The organism is Millisia brevis NBRC 105863 (assembly GCF_001552615.1).
Taxonomy (GTDB): Bacteria; Actinomycetota; Actinomycetes; order Mycobacteriales; family Mycobacteriaceae; genus Millisia; species Millisia brevis.
Map to the genome: position 1 here is coordinate 82602 of NZ_BCRN01000003.1, position 17115 is coordinate 99716.

At 70.8% G+C, this 17115-nt stretch carries 17 protein-coding genes; 4 read left to right on the top strand and 13 right to left on the bottom strand.

What is annotated here, in order from left to right; genetic code table 11:
* Window positions 1–110 precede the first annotated feature (110 nt).
* The 3 genes from holA to MB1_RS26485 all read right to left on the bottom strand — a co-directional run bounded on the left by holA (window position 111) and on the right by MB1_RS26485 (window position 3869).
* Window positions 111–1118 (bottom strand): DNA polymerase III subunit delta, encoded by a 1008-nt coding sequence (gene holA / locus MB1_RS05225; protein ID WP_066904498.1) that lies wholly within the window; start codon window positions 1116–1118, stop codon window positions 111–113.
* Window positions 1119–1200: 82 nt separating this feature from the next.
* Window positions 1201–2607 carry a ComEC/Rec2 family competence protein gene (locus tag MB1_RS05230; protein ID WP_066904501.1) on the bottom strand — a complete coding sequence of 469 codons (1407 nt, stop codon included), beginning with the start codon at window positions 2605–2607 and terminating at the stop codon, window positions 1201–1203.
* On the bottom strand, window positions 2604–3869 hold the full coding sequence (locus MB1_RS26485; RefSeq protein WP_066904504.1) for a ComEA family DNA-binding protein: 1266 nt from the start codon (window positions 3867–3869) through the stop codon (window positions 2604–2606). Before MB1_RS26485 ends, MB1_RS05230 begins: the two co-directional genes overlap by 4 nt.
* Before the next feature lie 151 nt (window positions 3870–4020).
* On the opposite strand from MB1_RS26485, the gene MB1_RS05240 reads away from it, so the two are divergent.
* Window positions 4021–4878 (top strand): acyl-[acyl-carrier-protein] thioesterase, encoded by an 858-nt coding sequence (locus MB1_RS05240; RefSeq protein WP_066904507.1) that lies wholly within the window; start codon window positions 4021–4023, stop codon window positions 4876–4878.
* Window positions 4879–4931: 53 nt separating this feature from the next.
* Here MB1_RS05240 and MB1_RS05245 read toward each other — a convergent pair whose 3' ends face one another.
* From MB1_RS05245 to nadD, 6 genes are all read right to left on the bottom strand, one after another.
* Window positions 4932–5975: an NAD(P)-dependent alcohol dehydrogenase gene (locus MB1_RS05245; protein WP_066904510.1), complete on the bottom strand. Its 1044-nt coding sequence runs from the start codon at window positions 5973–5975 to the stop codon at window positions 4932–4934.
* 98 nt (window positions 5976–6073) lie between these two features.
* Entirely contained in the window at window positions 6074–6937 is an 864-nt protein-coding gene (locus tag MB1_RS05250) for a DegV family protein (protein ID WP_169801602.1), read from the bottom strand.
* A gap of 11 nt (window positions 6938–6948) precedes the next feature.
* Complete coding sequence (octT, locus tag MB1_RS05255; protein ID WP_066904514.1) at window positions 6949–7665, bottom strand: diglucosylglycerate octanoyltransferase; 717 nt, start codon at window positions 7663–7665, stop codon at window positions 6949–6951.
* A gap of 143 nt (window positions 7666–7808) precedes the next feature.
* The gene (locus tag MB1_RS05260; RefSeq protein WP_066904517.1) at window positions 7809–8474 is read right to left on the bottom strand and encodes a histidine phosphatase family protein; all 666 of its coding nucleotides are present in this window, start codon (window positions 8472–8474) and stop codon (window positions 7809–7811) included.
* Complete coding sequence (gene rsfS, locus MB1_RS05265; RefSeq protein WP_066904520.1) at window positions 8471–8935, bottom strand: ribosome silencing factor; 465 nt, start codon at window positions 8933–8935, stop codon at window positions 8471–8473. Before rsfS ends, MB1_RS05260 begins: the two co-directional genes overlap by 4 nt.
* Window positions 8932–9678: a nicotinate-nucleotide adenylyltransferase gene (gene nadD, locus MB1_RS05270; protein WP_084350944.1), complete on the bottom strand. Its 747-nt coding sequence runs from the start codon at window positions 9676–9678 to the stop codon at window positions 8932–8934. Before nadD ends, rsfS begins: the two co-directional genes overlap by 4 nt.
* Window positions 9679–9764: 86 nt before the next feature.
* On the opposite strand from nadD, the gene MB1_RS05275 reads away from it, so the two are divergent.
* Entirely contained in the window at window positions 9765–10361 is a 597-nt protein-coding gene (locus tag MB1_RS05275; RefSeq protein ID WP_066904523.1) for a DUF6199 family natural product biosynthesis protein, read from the top strand.
* Between the two features lies 1 nt (window position 10362).
* On the opposite strand, the gene MB1_RS05280 is transcribed toward MB1_RS05275, so the two are convergent.
* Genes MB1_RS05280 through MB1_RS05290 form a run of 3 tightly spaced genes read right to left on the bottom strand, consistent with a single transcriptional unit; the run spans window position 10363 to window position 13926 of the window.
* Complete coding sequence (locus MB1_RS05280; protein ID WP_066904526.1) at window positions 10363–11760, bottom strand: VWA domain-containing protein; 1398 nt, start codon at window positions 11758–11760, stop codon at window positions 10363–10365.
* Between the two features lies 1 nt (window position 11761).
* Window positions 11762–12658 (bottom strand): AAA family ATPase, encoded by an 897-nt coding sequence (locus MB1_RS05285; protein WP_066904529.1) that lies wholly within the window; start codon window positions 12656–12658, stop codon window positions 11762–11764.
* The gene (locus MB1_RS05290) at window positions 12655–13926 is read right to left on the bottom strand and encodes a glutamate-5-semialdehyde dehydrogenase (protein ID WP_066904964.1); all 1272 of its coding nucleotides are present in this window, start codon (window positions 13924–13926) and stop codon (window positions 12655–12657) included. Before MB1_RS05290 ends, MB1_RS05285 begins: the two co-directional genes overlap by 4 nt.
* A 168-nt stretch (window positions 13927–14094) precedes the next feature.
* On the opposite strand from MB1_RS05290, the gene MB1_RS05295 reads away from it, so the two are divergent.
* Both MB1_RS05295 and glmS read left to right on the top strand, forming a co-directional pair.
* Window positions 14095–14442 carry a hypothetical protein gene (locus MB1_RS05295; RefSeq protein WP_245650034.1) on the top strand — a complete coding sequence of 116 codons (348 nt, stop codon included), beginning with the start codon at window positions 14095–14097 and terminating at the stop codon, window positions 14440–14442.
* An 81-nt stretch (window positions 14443–14523) separates the two neighbouring features.
* Window positions 14524–16359, top strand: a complete 1836-nt coding sequence (glmS, locus tag MB1_RS05300; protein WP_066904533.1) for a glutamine--fructose-6-phosphate transaminase (isomerizing) — start codon at window positions 14524–14526, stop codon at window positions 16357–16359.
* A 31-nt stretch (window positions 16360–16390) separates the two neighbouring features.
* On the opposite strand, the gene MB1_RS05305 is transcribed toward glmS, so the two are convergent.
* Window positions 16391–17008, bottom strand: a complete 618-nt coding sequence (locus MB1_RS05305; protein ID WP_066904536.1) for a class I SAM-dependent methyltransferase — start codon at window positions 17006–17008, stop codon at window positions 16391–16393.
* Window positions 17009–17115: the final 107 nt, after the last annotated feature.

A 17115-nucleotide genomic window follows, 5' to 3' on the forward strand; every position in this document is an offset into this window, starting at 1 on the left:
TCACACCTTCGCAGGTGGCGACGGTCGGGTCTTTGGCGTGTCTGCGGACGGTCGGATCGGGACTGCTGGAGGTGCTCCGCCGGGCACCCCGGGACCGGGCGCCCCTGCGGTCAGCGACCGGCGGGGGCCCGTCCCGACCGCGATGCCGAGGCGAGCTCGCAGACCCGGGTGACCGCGAACTCCAGGGCGTACTCCGGGACCGCGGCCTGACCCTTGACGTCGGCGTTGAGCGCACCGACGATCGACAGCGCCTCGGCGACGGTGGTCGGATTCCAGGCCCGCGCCTGAGCCTGGGCCTTCTTGACCTTCCACGGCGGCATGCCGAGCGTCGAGGCCAGCGCGAACGGATCGCCGCGACCGGCCGACCCGACACGCGCGATCGTGTGCACCGCATCGGCGAGCGCGTCGGCGATCAGAACGTGGGGAACGCCACGCAGCAACGCCCACCGCAGCGCCTCGAGCGCGGCGGTCCGCTCCCCCGTCACCGCCGGTTCGGCGACGTCGAAGCCGGTGACTTCGGCCCGGCCGGCGTAGTACCGGCGCACCGATTCCGCGCCCACCTTGCCGCCGGTATCGGCGACGAGTTGGGAGCAGGCGGCGGCCAGTTCGCGCAGATCGGAACCGACGCTGTCGAGCACCAGGGCGGCGACCTCACCGGAGACGCGAACGCCCGCGGTGCGGAACTCGTTGCGGACGAATTCGACGCGCTCGGCGGGTTTGCTGGGCCCGATCGCCTCGAGGATCACCGCGCCGGCCTTGCGGAGGGCGGGCACCATCGCCTTGGCCCGGCCGCCGCCGTTGTGCACGATCACCAGGACGACACCTTCGGGTGGGTCCTGCGCGGCCTGCAGAATCAGGGCGACCGCGTCCTTGCCGGCCTCCGCAGCCGACTCGAGCACAACGACCCGATCCTCGGCGAACAGCGACGGGCTGACCAGTTCCGCCAGCTCTCCGGGGTCGACATCTCCGGCGCGGATCTTGGTGACCGGTAGGTCGACGTCGCCGCCGAGGTGCGCGCGCCGCGCGTTCACCACGCTGCGCACGGCCCGTTCGATCAGCAACTCCTGATCGCCGAGCACGAGCACCACCGGTTGCTGTGCGAGTTCCGGTGCCGTCACCCCCTTATCCTGTCACGACGCCGCACGGGTCGTTCCGCCCCCGACGCCCGCCTCACCCCGCGGCACGGCACGCTCCGCTCGGTCACGCTCGCACCGCCGCCCACCGCGCGACCTCGATCAGCCACCACAGCGTCGGGCCCGCCGCCCGGGCCGGCACCTCCGCCACGGCCGCGCTGATCGGTGCGACCACCGCCGCGATCGCCCCAAGGACGGTGATCGGCGGGATCACCGGCGCGACCAGCAGGTTCGCGAGCATCGCGATCGGCCCGACCGGACTGCCGAGCGCCACCAGCACCGGCATGGTCGCCAGGTGCGCGGCGACCGCCACCGCGACCGCCTCGACGACAACCTTGGGGATCGGCGGCCGGTGCAGCACGGCGACCAGCACCGGAGCGACCACGATCAACGCCGCCGTGGCCAGCACGGACAACGCGAAGCCGGGTGCGACGGCCAGCGCGGGTTGCCAGGCGAGCAGTCCGATCACCGCGACGGCCAGCGCCGGCATCGCCTGCTTGCGCCGCGACGCCACCAACGCCAGCAGCCCGACGGCGCTCATCACCGCCGCCCGCAGCACGCTCGGGCTCGGCCGACAGATCACCACGAACGCGATCAGCACCAGCGCGGCGATCGCCGTCGCGGTGCGCGGACCGATCGTCAGCGCCCGGGCGAGGGCCAGCGCCGACCCGACCACGAGGGTGAAGTTCGCCCCGCTGACGGCGGTCAGGTGCGTGAGCCCGGCGGCGGCGAAGTCGGCGACCAGGTCTTCGTCGAGCCCGGAGATATCCCCGACGACCAGCGCCGGCAGCAATCCGGCCGGGTCCTCGGGCAGCGTCTCGTCGGCGACCGCCACCAGCCCGGCCCGCAGACCGGACGCCCACTGCTGGTGGAGCGGCGGCGCCCGCACTTCGATCGGTGCGCCGGTGACGATGAGTTGCGCGGCAGTCAGGTCGTTGCGGTCCGGCAGTGCCAGCCGGGCCCGCACGATCACCTGTTGACCGGGGACGAGGCCGAGCCATCCGTCGACGGGAGTGAACGCGATCGCCGAGAATTCCGAAGTCACTTCGGTGCCCGCGATCAGCGCGCGGCTGCCGCTGAGCCGGACCAGCACGCTCGGGCGCGAACCGGTCAGCAGGCGCGGATCGTCGGTGATGGTGGCCTCGATGGTGGCGTACTGTCCGCGTTCCGCCGCCTGCCGCACCGGGTGCGAGTCGACTTCCAGGACCCGGGCGACGGCGACCGTCGCGAAGGCGCCGACGATACCGACCACCACGACGACCGTACGGACCAGCGGCGATGCCGGCGTACCTCTTCGGCGCGCCACGATCGCCGCGGCGGACAGGATCAGCAGGCTTCCCGCCGCGATCGCCGCTCCCCACCGTGCTCCTGCGAGGAGGGTGACCGCCGTGGTCAGCCAGGCGGCCGCCGCCGGCAGCGCGAGTCGCAGGTCCAGGTCCCCCGCCGATCGTCGGTCGGACTGCCGCTCGCTCACGGCACGACCAGCGGTTGCAGCTTCGCCAGCCGAGCGGGTCCGATGCCGGGGACCTCCGCCAACTGCTCGACCGATGCGAACGGGCCGTTGTCGGTGCGCCACTGCACGATGGCCGCCGCGGTGACCGGTCCGACCCCGGGCAGCGTTTCCAGTTCGGCGGGCGTGGCGGTGCTCAGCGAGAGCGGCCCGCCGCCCGGCGCTCCCCCGGCCGTACCCGCGCCGGCCCCGCCGACGGAACCCGCAGCGCCGCCTGCTCCCGGCGCGGCGATCGGTGCCGCTCCCCCCGCGCCGATGACTGCGGATTCCGGCGGCCCCGACTCGGCGCTCAGCGCTCCGACAACGATCTGTTCGCCGTCGGCCAGCGGGCGAGCGAGATTGAGTCCGAGGGTGTCGGCGTTCGGAGCGGGGCCGCCCGCCGCGATGAGCGCGTCCGCCACCCGGGCTCCGGCGCCCAAGGTCACGATGCCCGGTTGGGCCACCAGCCCGACGACCGACACCACCACGCTCGACGGGGTCGCCGCAGCCTGCTCCGACCCCACACCGACCACCGCCCCACCCGCGGCCGCACCGCCCGAGGCTTCGGCGACGCCCGCAGGGGAGCCGGTCGATTCCGGGACCGTCGACTGGGCGCCGTCGCGAGCAGACGCGACCGCGGGCAACGGGGGAACCGGGGTGCCGGACGACCGGTTCCACCACACGGCGACCACCGTCAACAGGACGATCACCGCGGCGGCCGCCCCGAGCGCTCGCGCCCCGCGGCCGTCCATACTCGCCCGTACCGTCTCCCAGACGCGCGGCGCAAGCGGTTGATCGTCGATCGAAGCGGTGTCGTAGGCGTCGAGATCCACCGGGGACCTGCCGACCGGTGCCCGGTCGAAGGCGGATCTGCCGCTCGAGCCGCGGCCAGACGCGGAGTTGTCGAACCCCGAGCTGTCGAAGGAGCCCCGGTCGAACGCGGCCCGGCCGCCGGTGTCGGCCTCGAACGAAGCACGCTCGAACGCCACCTCCTCGAACGCCGCCTCCTCGAACGCCGCCTCCTCGAGGACTGCCTCCTCGGACCCCGGGTCGAGGTCCTCGCGGCCCCGACGCGGGCGCAGGCGCGCCACCACCGCGTCGCCGGCGCCGACCCGCACCGCGTCCTGCGCGCCGACGCGTACCGAGTCATCCGCGCCGGCCCGTGCCGAATCGTCCGCGCCCGCCCGTGCCGCCCTATCGGCGCGGCGATCGCGGGCACCGTCTTCCCATTCCGTCTCAGCGGCCATGGACGCGAACCTACGAAGGCCCCGCGACGCCGACGGGCGCATCACCCGGCGAAATCGAGTGCCTGTGGACAACTCGGACCCCGGGGACAACTCGCCCTCGCGAGGCCCGCGCGACGGGCGGCGTCACCGGCCGGCGTCCTATGGTGGGCCGATGCCGACCACGAACCCCGTCATCGGATCCGCCCCGAGCCGGGACATCACACCTCTGTCCGCGCCGCGGCCGGGCGCACCCCATTTCGACACCGCCTACCGCATCCGCACGGGCGATATCGACAGTTCGTTTCGGCTGCGCCTCGACGGGGTGGCACGGCTGCTCCAGGACGTCGCCACCGACAACCTCGCGGCGACCGGCCACACGGAAACCGACCCGTTCTGGATCATCCGGCGCACGATCGTCGACGTACGCTCGCCGATCGAGTGGCCCGGCACCGTCGAACTCTCCCGTTGGTGCGGAGCGACGTCGAGCCGCTGGTCGAATATGCGGGTGCGCATGACATCCCGTTCGGAAGCCGATGCGTTCAATACCGATCCGGGGCCCGATGGGCTCATCGACACCGAGGGGTTCTGGATCAAGGTCAACGACAAGGGCCTGCCCAGCCGGATGTCCGACAGCATGGCCGAGACGGCCGCCGGCATGACCGACGAGCTCCGATTGCGTTGGGTGGCAATGAATACCGATCCCCTACCGGAGGAACCGAGCGTCCCCGATCGGCGGCATCGGCTGCGGGTGACCGACTTCGATCCGTTCGAGCATCTCAACAATGCCGCCTACTGGGCGATGGTCGAGGACGAACTGGCCGAGCACCCGGACCTGCGGGGTCGCCCGCATCGCGCGGTGATCGAGTATCTCTCGCCGATCCCGCACACGACGCGGGATCTGACGGTTCGGCGCCGGCGCGACGGCGACCGGCTGCTGATGTGGATTCTGCAGGAGGGGAATCCGAAGCCGGCCGCGACGGTGGCGGTCACCGCGCTTGCGGGTGACGTTACCGCCGCGGACCGGTTGTAGGACTCGCGATGTGGGCGGCGCGCGGACTCACATCCGCAGGGCGACCCGCACGATCACGGGTGCGGGACGATGACCGCGCGCGCCGACAGGGTGCCGTCGGACAGCGCCTGGTAGGCCTCGAGGGCTTGGTCGATCGGGTACCGCTGGACGGCGGGCACGATCTTGCCGTCACGGTAGAGGTCGGCCACCTCGTGGAGTTCCTCGATGGTTCCCCAGTAGGTATTGGTCAGCTCGGCCTCGTACGGGTTGGTGAAGAAGCTCCAGCTGACCGGCCCGCCGGCGATGCCGACCACCGAAATCCGGCCGCCGACGGCGACGGTCTTCTGGGCCAGCTCGATCGTCGGGGTGGCCCCGACGAAGTCGAAGACGGCGTCGGCACCCTTGCCGCCGGTCAGTTCGCGGATGCGGGCGACCTGGTCCTCACCACCGGGGACGGTCACCGCGCCGAACTGCTCGGCGGCGGCCATCGCCTCCGGCTTGGTGTCGGTAGCGATAATCTTTGCGCCGGTGATCGCGGCGAGGATCTGCACGCCGACCTGGCCCAGACCACCCAGACCGATGACCAGCGCCGTCTTGCCGCCGCCCTGCAGGCGGGGCAGCGACAGCTTGATCGCGTGGTACGGGGTCAGGCCCGCATCGGAGAGCGGGGCGGCGTCGATCGGATCGGCATCGCCGAGGGGCACCAGATTGCGGGCGGGCACAACCACGTACTCGGCCATGCCGCCGTCGCGTCCGAGGCCGATGCCCTTATAGGGCAGCGTGGCCTCGTTCTCGCAGAGCGTGTCCTGACCGCGAGCACATACACGACAGTGACCGCACCCGATCGGTCCGTACACGAGATGGGCTGCGCCCTTTTCGAATCCGGTGACACCGGAGCCGAGTTCCTCGATCCACCCGGAGACCTCGTGGCCGAGGGTGTATGTCGGGCCGAGCTGGTCACCCATCGACTCGTCGAAGTCCTCGAAGATGGCGACATCGGAATGGCAGGCGCCGGAACCGGCAACCTTCAACAGCACTTCGCCGGGCCCGGGTTCGGGGCGGGGAATGTCCTCGAGTGTGGGAAATGTCTTCCAGTCGGTGAATCGAACGGCCTTCATCGCGCTTCCTCTCGGCACGTCGGTGGGCGGCATCTCTACTACATCACGTCGCAGGACACGATGCAGTGGCCACGTCGCCGGACCGGTGGGCGCACCAATCAGACGGGAAACGAATCTCGCTGCACGGGAAGGGCTATCGCATCGGGGTGTGTGTTCACCACCACACCGAGGGCTCCCGGTCCGAGGTGCACTCCGAGGGTGAAGCCGAGGGCCGCGGGCGGGTGGATCACCGCGGCCGGCGTCGCCTGCCGCAGCCCGTCGACGATCAGGTCGGCGATATCGGGAGCGTCGACGTGATGGACGGCGATCGCAGCCTCGCCGCTGTCCTCCGCACCGGCCGCCGCGTCGATCAGCGCGGCGAGCGCCTTCGAGCGAGTGCGGACCCGTTCACGCAGGGTCAACACCCCGTCGACCAGATGCAGGATCGGCTTGGTCGCCAGGACGGCACCCAGGACGGCCGCAGCGGTGGACAGCCGTCCGCCGCGCCGCAACCACTCGAGCCGTTCGACCATGCACAGGCAGTAGGACTCCGCGGAGACTTCGGCCGCCTTGCGGTACACCGTGCCCAGGTCGGCGCCGTCGACGGCGGTCGCGGCGGCGGCGCGGACCGAGAAGCCCAGGCCCGAGGCGATCGACTCCGAATCGTGGACGCGCACCAGCGGACCCAACGAGTCGGCGACGGTGCGCACGACATCCCAGGTCCCCGACAGTCGACGCGAGAGGGTCACGGCGACCACGCCGGCGCCGTCGCTGCGGTCGAGCGCCTCGACCAGAACCTTCCGCACCTCCTCGGGAGAGGCGGTCGCGGTATGCGCGGCGGGATCGCCGACCACCGAATCCGGGACCGCGTCGAGGCCCTCGCGGTAGTCCTCGTCGCCGCGCAGCACGTGCAGCGGAAGCACCGAGATCGCCGTCGCGGGCGTCACGCACCAGTCGGGCAGACCGGCGGAGGAATCGGTCACCAGTTGGACGGTCACCGGTCGGCCCCCGTGCCGATCGCCGCGAGCACACCCTCGGCCACCCGGCGATGTCCTTCCCAACCCCAGTGAATGCCATCGGGATTCGCGTCGGGGGTGTCCATATGCTTGTCGACGGCGGCGCCGAGATCGACCAGCGGCAGATCGTGGGTCGCCGCCCAGGCGGTGGTCGCCCGGACCGCGGCGGGGCGACCGGCGTGGACGCGCGCATAGGCATCGCACCGATGGGTGGACGGCAGCGTCGCGATCACCGGCAACTCGGGCCGCACGTAGGCCAGGGCGGCGCGGGTGCGCTCGAGGTACTGCACGCTGATCTTCGGGGGCAGGGCGACCGGTCGACCGAGCGGGGACAGCCGCGGCTGCAACCACTGGTAGCCGCTGCGCGCGACGCGGCGCAGCGGATCGGGGCGCAGATAGCGCAGCCCTTCGCGCAGCGCGGTCGGCAGCGGCGACGGCAGCGAGTCCATGCCGCCGGTCGCCAGCACCACCGCCTGTGCCCGGGGGATCGCCGCCCAGGCGCGCGGATCGCGGGTGAGCGCCCAATAGGTGTCCCGGCAGGTCCAGCCGATGCACCCGATCAGTTCGAGATCCCAGTCAAGCTCGCGCGCAACGATATTCGGCCATATTTCGGGATGATCGGCGGGCAGGCCACCCTCCGGACCGTAGTACGCCAGCGAGTCGGCGAAGACCAGCAGTGTCGGTCGGCCGCTCACCGGCCGCGCCGCGGGCTGATCCGGCGGTTACCGCTGGTCGGCGTCGAGCGCCGCGCGATCTCGCGCGGCGGGGTCGGCCGGGGGGACGTCGATCGACCGGGGGTCGATCCGCTGGGGGTCGATCGGGTGGAGCGCACACCCGATCATTGCACGCCGGAGTCCGCGGTCTGGGCGGTGGCATTCCAGACCTGCAACTGCCACCGGACCTCCTCCGGTTCGGCGGCGTCCCAGCCGGCGAGCTGGGCCCATGCGCAGTTCCCGAGGCCGCCGAGGCAGTGCCAGTCGGCGATCGGCAGGTCCAGCAGCGCGCAGACCAGCGTCGAGATCAGGCCGCCGTGCGCGACGAGGATGATCGGCGCATTCCACTTGGTGGGGTCGGCGAGCAGCTCGTCGATCACCGGCAGGCTGCGGCGGGCGACGTCGACGCGCGACTCACCGCCGCCGGGCGGGGTGAAGGTGGGGTCTCCCATCCACGTCACGCGATGTCCGGGCCAGTCCCGGTCGACCTCGTGATGCCACAGGTCCTGCCAATCCCCGAGGTGGGTTTCGCGCAGCCGGGTGTCGTAACGCACGGGCACGCCGACGCGGTTGCCCAGTTCCTCGGCGGTGCGGGCCGCGCGGGTCAGGTCGGACGAGATGATCGTGCGCGGCTCGAGCTCGGCGAGCCGTTCGGCGACATCCTTCGCCTGCGCCACACCGGTCTCGGTCAGCTCGGTGTCGAGCTGCCCCTGCATGCGCCCCTGGTTGTTGTATTCGGTTTGGCCGTGGCGCAGCAGAATCAGCCGACGCGGCGGTACGGACCGACTCATCGATCCTGCTCGCCCTCGAGGGGGGCGTCATCTCCCGGCAGGTCCTCGACGGCGTCGTCTTCCGGCGCATCCTCGACCGGTCGCTGCGCGGCGGGATGCGCGACGATGCCGGGCACCTCGATGATCGGGCAGTCCTTCCACAGCTTCTCGAGCGCGTAGAAGTTGCGCTCCTCCTCGTGCTGCACGTGGATGACCACATCGACGTAGTCGAGCAGCGTCCAGCGCCCCTCGCGGGTGCCCTCGCGCCGCACCGGCTTGGCGCCGGCCTCGCGCAGCTGGTCCTCGATGTTGTCGACGATCGCGTTGACCTGGCGTTCGTTCGGCGCCGAGGCGATGACGAAGCAGTCGGTGATCACCAGCTGGTCGGACACGTCCAGCACGACGACATTGGTCGCGAGTTTGTCGTCGGCGGCCAGAGCGGCGATGCCGGCGAGGCGTACGGCCTCCGGTGCTGCGGTCACGAGGATGCCCTTTCGTGCGTGGAGTCGGTTTGTGGGACCGGGGGGATCTCCCGCGGCTCAACGGTGGGATCGCTCATGGTTGCCTCCCCGTTGGCTCGCGGTTCGCCCTTCGGCCGGTACAAGTTGCGCTTGGCGACATACTGAACCACACCATCGGGTACGAGGTACCAGATCGGCTGGTCGGCCTTGGCCCGCCGGCGGCAATCGGACGACGAAATCGCCAGCGCGGGGATCTCGATCAGGGTCAACGCATCGGCGGGCAGTTCGGGCAGCGACGCGGTCAGATGATCGGTGCGCAGCTCGTAGCCGGGCCGCGAGACCCCGACGAACCGGGCGAGGTCGAAGAGCTTCTCCCAGTTCTGCCAGGTCAGAATGCTCGACAGCGCGTCGGCGCCGGTGATGAAGTACAGCTCGTCGTCCGGGAAGCGTTCCCGCAGGTCGAGCAGGGTGTCATAGGTGTAGGTCGGCTTGTGCCGCTCGAGGTCGACCCGGCTGACGGAGAACCGCGGATTCGAAGCGGTGGCGATCACCGTCATCAGGTAGCGGTCCTCGGCGGGACTGACCTGGGTGTTGTCCTTCTGCCACGGATGGCCGGTCGGGACGAACATCACCTCGTCGAGATCGAACCGATGCGCCACCTCGCTGGCGGCGACGAGGTGCCCGTGGTGGATCGGGTCGAACGTTCCACCCATCACGCCCAAGCGCTTGGCCGGGCGGGCCGAGCGGGTGGAGTCGACAGTCATGATCGACAACGATACGGGCGCCCTGGTCAGGGGCGACGGGTGGCCGGTCGCACCGCCGCGAGCAAGATAGAGTCTCGTCGAATTCGGTGACTGCATGGGGGCAGTTCGACGTGTACATCTTCTTCGGAATCCTGCTCGCGCTGGCGGCGTTGATCGCGCTGTGTTTCGTGTTCAGGCCGCGGGCATACTTCGAGATGGCCCATGGCTGGAAGTTCCGCGACCTCGAGCCGACAGAGACCTATCTCATGGTTATCACGGGTATGGCCGCATTTCTGACGTTGGCATTTTCCGTCGTCAGCTTCGGAATGTTCGTGCACCACGGGCGCGAAGTGACTACCGCCAACAGTGCCGAAGCCGCGTACCAAGAAGCGCAGGAGCGCTACGACGTCCACGTCGCCACCTATCGAAAGTGCATACCTCTGGCACAGTCCCTGGTGACTGTCGTCGTGTGGGACGGTGGCGCCATCTCCAACCCGGACGCCGTCTATCAGTGGGCTCGGGAGAATGGCGTCCACGCCGCAATCCTCAACCGGGGGAACGACTTCGTTCAGGTCGACTACGACAAGGACCGTGCCGAAAGCGTGCGGTCGAAGGACAAGCCTCTACTGACGTACAGCACAAACCGATACGCGCCGCCGTGCGGGCTGCCTCCGGTCGAACCGTTTCCGCCAACCGGGAACTGAGTCACACCGGCAAGAGCCCCTCGATCACCGTGGCCAACTGGGAGGCCGATCGGCATTCGTGCATCTCGATCACCTCGCCGTAGCGGTGGGCGGCGGAGTCGCCGGTCCCCCACAGTCCGCGTTCCTCCGGATTGAGCCAATGCGCGTGGCGGGCCCGGCCGACCAGGTCGGCCATCACGTCGAGCCGGGGGTCGCGGTAGTTGCTGCGTCCGTCGCCGAGGATCAGCAGGGCGCTGCGCGGGGTGACCACGTGGGCGAAGCGGTCGGCGAAGGTGGCCAGCGCGCCGCCGTAGTCGCTGTGCCCGTCGAATTCGACCAGCCGGGAGGTGCGCAGCATGTCCGGCAGGGCGGTGACCAGGTCGGTGCCGGCGCCGAAGTAGTCGGTCACCTCGTCGGACGCGTCGACGAACGCGAAGACCCGTACCCGGGCGAACTGCTCGCGCAGCGCGTGCACGAACAGCAGCGTGAACGAGCTGAACCCGGCGACCGAGCCGGAGACGTCGCAGAGCACGACCAATTCGGGGCGGCCGGGGCGCGGCTTGCGGGTGACCAGGTCGATCGGCACACCGCCGGTGGACATCGACTTGCGCAGGGTGCGGCGGATGTCGATCGCGCCGTGGTGGGATCGGCGGCGGCGCACGGCCAGTCGCGCCGCCAGCCGGCGGGCGAGCGGCACGATGACGCGGCGCAGCTCGGTCAGCTGTTGGGCGTTGGCGCGCAGCAGGTCGACCTCCTCGACGGGGCGGCTGACCCCGTAGGAGGCGACCCGCTCGCGGCCGAGTTGTTCGGCGGACCGGCGTCGGGTTTCGCGTTCGAGGCGGCTGCGGAAGTCCGCGACCGCCTGCTGCCCGGATCGTTGCGCGACGATCTGCCGATAGTCCTCGCGGTCGCGATCCGATCCCGGTGCGGCCGCGCCCATCAGCCCGGCGACGAGGCGCTCGAGCAACGCGTCGAGGTCGAGCGCGCGCACGGCCTGGTAGGCGGAGTAGGCCGGGCCGCGGGCGCTGCCGTACCGGCCGAGCTGCTCGACCATCGCACCGATCAGCGCTTCGACCTGTTGCATCGCCTCCGGTGATCCGTCGGCGAGCAGTTCGGCGATCATCTCGCGCAACGCGGGCAGATCCACCTCGTCGGAACGCTTGCGCGGCAACGGATCGTCGACAGCGCGGTCGCCGATCGCCGCCGGGAACCACAGGTCGAAGAGGGTGTCGAAGGACGGCCGGTGGGTGGGCCGGCGGATCAGCGCACAGGCCAAGCCCTCCCGCAATGCCTCGCGGTCGAGCAGATCGAGCACGGCGATCACCTCGCCGGCGTCGACGGTCTCCGAGGTGCCCACGAGCATCCCGTGGCGGCGCAACGCCTCGACGAAGCCGATGAGATGGGCCGGCAGGTCGCTCACGTCAGGACAGTTTCAGCTCGGCGCCGGCCTTGTCGATGTCGCCGCGATGCTTGAGGACGACGCCGAGGGTCGCGCGCAGGACCTCCGCACTCGGGGTTGCGTCGGCGCCGCCAAGGGCGAGAAGGGTGCGCCCCCAGTCGATCGTCTCGGCCACCGACGGGGTCTTCTTCAGCGTCATCGACCGCAGCACCCCGACGATCCGCACCACCTGATCGGCCACCGCGGCCGGCAGCTGCGGGACCCGCTCGAGCAGGATGCGCCGCTCGAGGTCGGCGTCGGGGAAGTCGATGTACAGGAACAGGCAGCGCCGCTTGAGCGCCTCGGACAGCTCCCGCGTCGCATTGGAGGTCAGCACGACAAACGGTCGGCGGGTGGCGGTGATCGTGCCCAACTCGGGGACGGTGACCGCGAAGTCGCTGAGCACCTCGAGCAGCAGGCCCTCGATCTCGATATCGGCCTTGTCGGTCTCGTCGATCAGCAGCACCGTCGGGTCCTCGCGACGGATCGCGGTCAGCAGCGGCCGCGACAGTAGGAACTCCTCGGAGAACACCGAGTGCGCGGTCTCGTCCCAGTCCGAACCGACGCCCGCCTGAATCCGCAGGATCTGCTTGGCGTGGTTCCACTCGTAGAGCGCCCGCGATTCGTCGACACCCTCGTAGCACTGCAGGCGCACCAGCTCCGCGCCGGTCACCTGCGCGACCGCCCGCGCCAGCTCGGTCTTGCCGACCCCGGCGGGGCCCTCGACCAGCAGCGGCTTGCCGAGGCGATCGGCCAGGAAGACCGCGGTGGCCACCGACTTCGACGCCAGGTAACCCACACCGGCCAGGCGGTCGATCACGTCGGCGATATCGGCGAACTGTCCGGGCGCGTCCGTCGGTGCGGGTTCGGCCGAGCTCACGCGGGCCGAACCTGTCCGGTTCCGCGCACGATCCACTTGGTGGAGGTCAGCTCGGGCAACGCCATCGGACCGCGGGCGTGCAGCTTCTGCGTCGAGATGCCGATCTCGGCGCCGAAGCCGAACTGCTCGCCGTCGGTGAAGGCGGTCGAGGCGTTGACCATGACCGCGGCGGCATCGACCCGCGCGGCGAACTGGTCCCCCACGACCTCGTCGGCCGTGACGATCGCCTCGGTATGCCCGGTGCCGTAGCGGTCGATGTGGGCGATCGCCCCGTCGACGCCGTCGACCACCGCGAGGGCGATGTCGTTGGACAGGTACTCGGTTTCGAAGTCGAGTTCGGTGGCCGGCTGCATGCCCGGGCCGTCGCCGTGCACGGTGACGCCGGCAGCGGTGAGCGCCCCGACCAGCCGCGGCAGCGCGGTGTCGGCGATCGCGGCGTCGATCAGCAACGTCTCGGCGGCATTGCAGACGCTGGGGCGGCGGGTCTTGGCGTTGAGCACGATCGACTCGGCCATGTCGAGGTCGGCGTCGGCGTGCACGAAGACGTGGCAGTTGCCGACGCCGGTCTCGATGGTCGGCACCGTCGCGTCGCGCACCACCGAGGCGATCAGCCCGGCCCCGCCGCGCGGGATCACCACGTCGACCAGGCCGCGGGCGCGGATCAGATGGGTCACCGAGGCGCGGTCCTCGCTGGGCAGCAATTGCACCGCATCGGCCGGCAGCCCGGAGGCCTGCAGCGAGGCGCGCAGCACGTCGACCAGCACGGCGTTGGACCGAGCCGCCGACGACGAACCGCGCAGCAGCACCGCATTGCCCGACTTGAACGTCAGTCCGAAGGCGTCGACGGTCACATTGGGTCGGGCCTCGTAGACGATGCCGATCACGCCGAGCGGGACGCGCACCTGGCGCAGTTCCAGGCCGTTCGGCAGTTCGGAGGTGCGCACGACGTCGCCCACCGGGTCGGGCAGATCGGCGACCTGGCGCAGTCCGGAGGCGATGCCCTCGACCCGCTGCTCGGTCAGCCGCAGCCGGTCGAGGATCGACGGCGGCGTTCCGCCGGCCTCGGCGGCGGCGATGTCCTGCGCGTTGGCGGCAAGGATGCGGTCCGCGGCGGCGAGCAGCGCGTCGGCGGCGGCCAGCAATGCGGCGTCCTTGGTCTCCCGGGACAGCAGGGCCAGCGGGCGGGCGGCGATGCGCGCGCGCCCGGCGGCGGCGTGGACCTGCTCGCGCAGTTCCGGCGCGGCCGCGTCCGGGTCCCGTTCGGAGATGTCGGCGTCGACAGGTGCGGTGGTCACCCCACGAGGGTAGTGCACCGCCGTGATCTCCCCCACCCTCACACCCCATCCCACCAGCACAGATACAAAAAGTCCCGATTTCATGCCCGATATCGGGCACAGAAGTTGGCGAAACCGAACGGGGTTTGCCAACCTGTAGCGGTGAGCCGGACACCATCGACCGTGACACCGTCGACCGCATCGCCGTCGACCGGACAGTCATCGACCGCGGCATCCCAGGGCGTGGCCCCAACGCCGCATCGGGAGTTGGTACGGCACGTCGCCGGATCGCTCGGTGTCCCCGAGGCGACCGCGGCCCGCGTCGTGGGCGACGTCCTCGCCTACTTCGGTGAGCCGATCGACGCCTTCGTCCGCCGCCGGCATACCGAACTGCAGGAGCGCGGGCGTTCCAATGCGGAGATCTGGCCGATCCTCGACGCCGAGGTCGCCGCCCATCGTTTTCCGGTCGAGGCCAACGAGCGTCGCCTGCGCCGCCTCGTCTACGGCTGAGCCCCAGCCGCCGTCACCACCACCGGCGAACCGCTGACCCCGAAGAACAGCCGTTCGCCACAACCGAAAGGTCACCACACCGTGTGCGGAATCGTCGCCTATGCGGGTCCCGGAGATACCACCGCAATCCTGCTCGAGGGATTGCGACGACTGGAGTACCGCGGCTACGACTCCGCCGGCGTCGCGGTGGCGGCCCGACGGAAGATCAAACGTGTCCGAGTCGTCGGCCGGGTCGAGGAATTGACCGACCCGGTCGGCGCGGACCTCACCGGCAGCTATCCGGCCGGTATCGCGCATACCCGCTGGGCGAGCCACGGTCCGGCGACCACCGCGAACTGCCATCCGCATACCGACGGGTCCGGCCGAATCGCCATCGCCCACAACGGCATTCTGGACAACGCCGAGCAGCTGCGCGCCGAGATCACCGCCGCGGGCGGCGTGCTGACCTCCGATACCGACTCCGAGGTGCTCGCCCATCTGATCGCCGCCCAGCTCGAGGCGGGGGCCGAATCCCTGGTCGCGGCGACCTCCGCCGCGCTCGACCGGGTGCGCGGTACCTACGGCGTTGTCGTCCTCGACGCCCGCGAGCCGGACACGATCGTCGCCGCCCGGCACGGCAGCCCGGTGGTGATCGGCGTCGGCGACGGCGAGATGTTCATCGCCTCCGATCCGGCCGCGATCGCGCATCACACCCGCAAGGTCGTCTACCTCGACGACGGCGAATTGGCGACGGTCACCGCCGGCGACTACGCGACGATCACCCGCGACTCGCGCCGCACGATCAAGGCCCCCGTCGAGTTGACCGCCGCCGCCGAGGGCTACGAGCTCGACGGCTACCCCGACTTCATGACCCGCGAGATGCACGCCCAGCCCGAGGCGATGCGCCGCGCGCTGGCCGGCCGCCTCGACCCGCGCTGGGGTACCACTCGCCTCGACGGCATCCTGCTCGACGCCCGTGAGCTGCGGTCGCTGCGCCGGGTGACGATCTTCGGCTGCGGCTCCGCCTATTACGCGGCCGAGGCCGGCGCGCTGCTGATCGAGCAGCTCGCCCGCATCCCGGCGGAGGCCCAGCCCGCCTCGGAGTTGCGCTACCGCAATCCGGTGGTCGACTCCGACACCCTCTACATCGCCGTGAGCCAGTCCGGCGAGACTGCCGACACCCTGGTCGCAGTCGAGGAGTTGCAGCGCAAGGGCGCTCGGGTGATCGGCTGCGTCAACGTGGTCGGCTCGTCGATCGGCCGCGCCTGCGGACAGGGCATGTTCCTGCACGCCGGGCCGGAGGTGTCGGTGGCCTCGACCAAGGCGGTCACCAATATGACGCTGTCGTTCGCGATGCTCGCGGTGCTGCTCGGCCGGATTCGCGACCTCTCCCCCGCCGACGGTGCCCGCCTGGTTGCCGGGCTCGAGAAGCTGCCCGCACAGGTCGAGCAGATCCTCGCCGACGACGAGCACATCGCGCAGATCGCCCGCACCTATGCGAACGCCAGCCGGATGTTCTTCCTCGGCCAGGTGCGCGGCTGGCCCGTCGCCCGCGAGGGCGCGCAGAAGCTCAAGGAGATCTCGTACATCCACGCGGAGGCCTACCCGGGCTCGGAGCTCAAGCACGGGCCGCTGGCGCTGATCGACGAGTCGATGCCGTCGGTGGTCGTGATCCCGGATGACGATGTCCTGGAGCGCAATCTGTCGACGATCGAGCAGATCGCGGCGCGCGGCGGCCCGGTGATCGCGGTGACCTCGGCGGAGCTGCCGAAGTCCGCGCCGATCACCCACATGATCCGGGTGCCGCACAACTCCCCCGAGCTCGACCCCATCCTGCTGACGATCCCGCTGCAGATGTTCGCCTACCACACCGCCGTGGCCCTGGGCCGCGACGTCGACAAGCCCCGCAACCTGGCGAAGTCCGTCACCGTCGCCTGAGTTCCCCGCAATTGTGGAGTCCTACCCGCGCTCACCGCGGGTAGGACTCCACAATCGTGTGGGTGGCGAGGAGCGCGGCATGGGGACGGGCGCCGGGGTCGGTGCGGGTGCGGGTCTCGGTGACGGTGAAGCCGGCGGCTTCGACCGCCGCAGCGAGCCGGTCGACGGGCCAGAACCAGGCGGTGGTGACCGCGTGGTCGAAGGCTTCGAGGCGGGTGCCGGTGAAGAAGCCGATCGCCAGGCCGCCGCCGGGACGCAGGCAGCGGGCGAATTCCGCCAGGGGGACGCCGATCCGCGCGGGCTCGACGTGGATGAGCGAGTACCAGGCGAGGATGCCCGCCACGCCACCGTCGGGCACGCCGAGGTCCTCGGCGCGGGCGGCGCGAAACGACGTGCCGGGAAAGCGACGCCGCGCAGCATCGACGAACTCCGGGGTCGGGTCGACCCCCTCGATGTCCGCCCCGCCGCGGCGCAGCCAGTCGGTCCACTGACCGGGACCGCAGCCGACGTCGATGATCCGCCCCGGCATTCCGGCGGCCCAGCTGCCGACCAGCATCCGATCGGCTTCGGCGGTCGCCGTGATCGAGCCGAAGTGGTCGAGATACTCCGCGGCCCGCCGCCCGTACGCCGCCGACACGCGTTTCTCCATCGGATCACCGTACGGACGAGCGATCGGGACGCCGCTTACCCGCGCCGCGCATTCCGGGGAACGCATCGCGTCTTGCCTTGTGCGGCGGTTGTGGGGCAGCCTGCTGC